The 4,792-nt window shown below is 50.1% G+C and carries 5 protein-coding genes and 1 pseudogene; 2 read left to right on the top strand and 4 right to left on the bottom strand.

All coding sequences use genetic code 11. From position 1 onward, the window contains the following. The 4 genes and pseudogenes from E1297_RS49065 to E1297_RS04165 form a co-directional block, all read right to left on the bottom strand. Nucleotides 1–391 (bottom strand): annotated as a pseudogene (locus E1297_RS49065) (hypothetical protein); the annotation flags it as partial. A gap of 189 nt (nucleotides 392–580) precedes the next feature. Beyond that, nucleotides 581–1,681, bottom strand: coding sequence for an OmpA family protein (locus tag E1297_RS04175; RefSeq protein ID WP_155134264.1), 1,101 nt, complete (start codon nucleotides 1,679–1,681; stop codon nucleotides 581–583). Then, nucleotides 1,663–3,243, bottom strand: a complete 1,581-nt coding sequence (locus tag E1297_RS04170) for a hypothetical protein (RefSeq protein ID WP_155134261.1) — start codon at nucleotides 3,241–3,243, stop codon at nucleotides 1,663–1,665. The genes E1297_RS04175 and E1297_RS04170 overlap by 19 nt, the downstream gene beginning before the upstream one ends. Nucleotides 3,244–3,258: 15 nt before the next feature. Beyond that, nucleotides 3,259–3,516, bottom strand: coding sequence for a hypothetical protein (locus tag E1297_RS04165; protein WP_155134258.1), 258 nt, complete (start codon nucleotides 3,514–3,516; stop codon nucleotides 3,259–3,261). Nucleotides 3,517–3,600: 84 nt separating this feature from the next. Between E1297_RS04165 and E1297_RS04160 the strand changes: the two genes are divergently transcribed. Both E1297_RS04160 and E1297_RS04155 read left to right on the top strand, forming a co-directional pair. Further along, nucleotides 3,601–3,834 (top strand): hypothetical protein, encoded by a 234-nt coding sequence (locus E1297_RS04160; RefSeq protein ID WP_155134256.1) that lies wholly within the window; start codon nucleotides 3,601–3,603, stop codon nucleotides 3,832–3,834. Nucleotides 3,835–3,849: 15 nt separating this feature from the next. Then, nucleotides 3,850–4,083, top strand: a complete 234-nt coding sequence (locus E1297_RS04155; protein ID WP_155134253.1) for a hypothetical protein — start codon at nucleotides 3,850–3,852, stop codon at nucleotides 4,081–4,083. Nucleotides 4,084–4,792: the final 709 nt, after the last annotated feature.

Genomic DNA, 4,792 nt, shown 5'->3' with positions numbered 1-4,792 from the left:
AGATCCGGCGGTCGGTGAACTCCGGAACCCCATCAAACTCCCATTGGAAGCTCCTGTAGGCGGCCGGATCCTCGTCGAGCAATCGGTCGACCCACCAGACGAGATTGCCCATGATCTCGACGCGCGAGACGCGGTAGTAGGCCACATACGCCTTTGAATTGCCTTTATCGAATTCGCCCTTTGTACTGTATTTCAATGCCTCACTTCGAAGCCCCTCAACCGTCCACTTGTTCTGCTTAACGATCATGTGTCCGCAGATGTCGTCGAGGATTTTTCTTCGCAAAGCGGTGGTATACGCTGGTCGGTTCCCGTTACTAAATTCACTTCGCGTGTTGTATTTCAACGCCGCTTCCTGAAGCTCGCTAGTTGTCCAACGATGTCTTTTTTCCATTTAACCCACCACAATAATCGCTCTTTCGTGACGAAAGTAATATTTAGGCATGCAAGGAAAAAGCACAGGAAGTGGAGCGGGTTTCGCGCGAATGCGCCTGTCTAAGCTGACGATCTTGTCATAAGAGCCTTTGTTTGGTGGATAGGTGCGATAGAGTAACTACAAAATCTACCGACTGTTCCGCTGACGCTAGTTAGCAAAGGCGGGGCGAATGATTAGTCTACGGTTTGGGAGCGCATACACATCTGCACCCAAAGATACTTGCGGGCAGTTCGCTCCCAAGATGAAAAAGTGTGTTTTTAATCTTGGCCCAATAGACTCTTGGAGCAAATCGGCTAACTCCTGCGCTCGCCTTTTGGCCAGCTCCATGTTACGCCAAGTAGCGCCACCACTGTCTGCGTGCGCCTCGATGACAATACTCAATTGTGAGGACGCAACATCAGTTGCTTGTTTCAGTAACCAATCGGAAACTGACGGGCGCGAGCCATCGGAACCTAAGGACTCATTATCAATCCCGTAGTAAAAAGTGACATCGTCCACTGTTGTGGTGCACGGCACAAACGAAGAATATCCTGAGGTCAACGACTTGGGAAAAACTGGTCGTCGCAAGGTAGGTGCAACGGCCCAATATGAGCCATCGTCGTGGCTCTCTGAGCCCGGAGACTGGGTCGCGAGACTATATGGCAAGGCAGGTTTGTTCATTGATCCAGGGAGGTTCCAATTAATTTCCCCATTAGTTTCCGAAATGCTCTCAAGAGGATTGCAACGCTCGAACCCATCATCTATTAGGTCTGCAATCAACGATCCGAAATTTTTTTCCCTAGACGAATCGCCAAGAACTAGCATGTCTAAAAGAGCTAAGTCCGAAGCAAGGATCGCGTGATCCAAGCGCTCTGAAGCGGAATTCGGCAACGATAAGCAACCGCGCATTTCTTGTAAGGAATTTAGCGCAGTCAATAATTTAGGTTTCTCCGTGGAGAGCTCAGTCTCCAGCCTGGACAAAATCCAAGATGATATATGCAATTCCTTAGCATCATTCCGAGCAATAATTGCTCGCTTTGAAAGGAAGTCAGCGTGATAGTGCTTTCCATGTGCGCGTGCCTTTTTTGCCTCTCGGATGTAGTTGGCAAAGACGCTTTTGTCAGTTGCGCGTACGCGATGGTCTCGGGAGACAAGCCACTCCAGAGACCTATCAGCTCTTGATGGTGCGGCAGTAAAAAGCGTCAGTACCACCGCAAGAGCTGTCGTACTTTTACAAAGATATTGCAAAATCATAGCTTTAAAGGGCAATTGTCTTCTCGAATTGAGGGATAACCAAGATTATACCACTCCAGAGAACCGTCCACCAAACGAACACTCATTTCGAATCTACTTCGACGAACCTCATCAACCAGTATCAATTCACTGTAAGGATCATCGTTCAACTCGAAACCTACTTGAAATCTATTGTGAGGATCGGCATTGAATCGCGTGCGCCTAATTGACAATTCTTCTGGAGCGCGACCAGTCGTATACTCCAAGATGCGGTAGACAGCGAGCTCTTGGGCGGCATTTGGATCAACAAGTGTACCCAAGACGCGAACAGCGACTCGAGCCAAGTCTGCACCTTCGTATTGGCAGCTTGCTTCAAGGATTGGTTCCCTCAGCAGAGTCGTTCTATATGAAATAAGTGGCGCAGCATCGCGAATAGCTGAGAGATCACATGCGCCATCGCGTACACAAACGACTGTAAGCTCGTCGAGAGCCGCCTTTTGATTGTTTAATTTGATAATGTCTCGCTCGTATATGCTGTTAAGGTCTAATCCACTGCGCTGCGCAGCTTCGAGCGTTGCGAGACGTGCGTTAGCCGCCTCGAGAGCGGACTGATACTTAAGCGAGGTAAAGTAGGCAGCCTCTAGGAATCGATCTCTCGTAGTGTCTTCTTCGATGTCAAGGCCGAAATTCGAGAAGGAAGCTAGATATGCTCGCTTAGGTACAGATGTTGACCGAGAAATTCCCGACATATAGACCTTCATGCCGGATAACGCTTTGGCAAGGTTATTGGATTGCGCAACCTCTGCCAATTCGGAAGCTTTCGTCGGATCGCCACCATTTGCATGGAATCGGAGCGTGGCCACCCCATATTTTCTAGCGTTGTTATAAGCCCCATCGACGCCTAGCTTTAATTCTGCTGAAGCCAGCTCAACAATCTTTGTTTCAGAACCATAATTTGCTAGTAGATGTCGCTTTACGGTCTCGTCTAAACGATCAATGTCAACAACGATGGCGGCATACGCCCACATTTCCTCTCGCGCAACATAGTGCGTGCCGCATCGAGCTATAAACTCGTCATGGTTACCATTGTTTATTAGGCTTTGATACTCGGGACGTAAAGTTGGTCGGTTTAGCCGTCGACTCCCAAAATCATAAGATGCTACGAGTACGTATGAAAGATCCGAGAATTTGCCGGTATAGTCGTAGTTTATTTTTAAGCTTCCATCACTTCCGGCGGACATTACTTCGCTTATAGCAGCGGATGCCTTGAACGAGGCATTAAAGTTCAACTTACGATATATTTCACGGTAGTCGTCAGTATATTCACCGTTTACTTGAACGGAGACTACACCACCAACAGCGTTGGGATCAGTGGTTTCAGTTTCAACCCAACCCCAGTTCTGGTTCTCTAAGCAGTCGAGCTTAGTTTGGGTCGGGTTCCGGTAGTCAACAGAACGGCCGATGCTTGCTGGACTTCCAGGGTCATAATTAAATACGATGTCGGCAAGCAACGGAGACGCCTTGACAGTTGCCAAGAGAAGAGCGCTAAGCCCAAACAAGCCCCCTTTCGATCCGGAAAATAGAGTGGTCTTCGGCATTTTAGTTCGTCCAAACTATTGGGAAACAAGGTTCCAATCGATTTCGTTAGGTGTGTTGACCCGGCCATAGCCAAATACGTTCTGAACAATCTTGCCGTCTTCGCCGTCTTTGCCTGGTTTGCCGTCTTCGCCTGGCTCGCCATGCGACCCGTCGGTTCCACGCTTGCCCGCCGGACCTGTGTGGCCACCTCCGTAGATGAAATCACCTCTTCCGAAGCCACCGGGGAAACCGGCACCACCAAGGGCACCTTTTGTGCCAGCCTCGCCACGCAAGCCGCCCCTACCTCCGCGGCCGCCTTTCGCTAACAAAAGCGAGTCATTGTCCAGAGGTCGAACACCCCGGCCCAACTCATTCTCTTGGATTCTCACTTCAATCCGACCACCATCGCCGCCATCGCCGCCGTCGCCACCGTTCCCGCCGTTCCCGCCGTTACCACCGTTCCCACCATTTCCAGCTATGCCACCGGATCTGGAGCGGCCAGCCAGAGTATCGGCATCGCCGCCTTTTCCTCCATTCCCGCCAAAACCGCCGTTCCCGCCGTTGCCACCATGTTGTCCATCGGTGCCGTCACCGCCACCTCCGCCAGGTGAAAGGATCTTAACTGGATGTTCACCGTCAAAACCATCGGTATGCAAAGTAATGCAGACGTTATTTTCACCGTCGGTTCCGTCGCTGCCATCAAGGCCGTGTGCGCCATCGGTCCCATCGGTTCCATCGGTTCCCGGGCCACCATCGGTCGCGCTACGACAACCTCGCCTTTTAAGATTGAAATCGCAGCCTGCTGGTTTTCCGTCGGCACCGTGGCTGCCATTAGTTCCGTTAGCGCCATTTACCGCTAGAGACCGATGCGCCGCTCCATTGATACCTGCTCTTGAGCGAAGCCCGACTATGTTTGTTGGTCCCTCAATGCGGCCACCATATATCAATACAGGAGACCACGTGCCCAGCTCGGAACCATCTCTAAACTCAATTACATCGCAAGCAATCTGAATTGTATTCGGCAATGCACCCGTGCCACATGACGGATTGTCAAATGCAGTTTGCAAGAGAACTTCCCGATCCTCGTTTGAATGACGTATACGCACGCTTCCTTCGACAATAAGCCTTTGACAACGAACCGGCCCGTTGAAGCTAGTTTCCGTATTCGCACTCAAAATTATGTTTTTTACCAAGCCGTTTAGTTCTTGGGCCGAGGTCGCATTCGCCGTTACGGTCAGTGTAATTGCCACCATAAGTCCGTTAAACGTTTTCATATCCCGCGCCCCTTAAACAAACCGCTATCTTAGATAGAAAGTATGCTTAATAGCAGTCAAGTGTTTTTTGAGTGTATCGTGATTATATGACTAGCAAAAATTGTTTATTGCAACCGAACCACTTCGCCTGAAATCGCTAGATTCTTTTATTTTACAGTCTCTTGGCAAAAAACAGTTTGATTGCGGGGCGTTTTTGGCCAGGTTCGCCAAAGCGGTCACTCGTGCGCCGCGCAGTATCATGCAACTTGGGCTCTCTCGTTGAATTCGCCGCACTTTGAACGAACGGCTGCTTAGC

The organism is Roseibium sp. RKSG952 (assembly GCF_009711355.1).
Note: the sequence above shows the minus strand (reverse complement) of the source record. Positions and strands in the feature narration are given on the sequence as shown.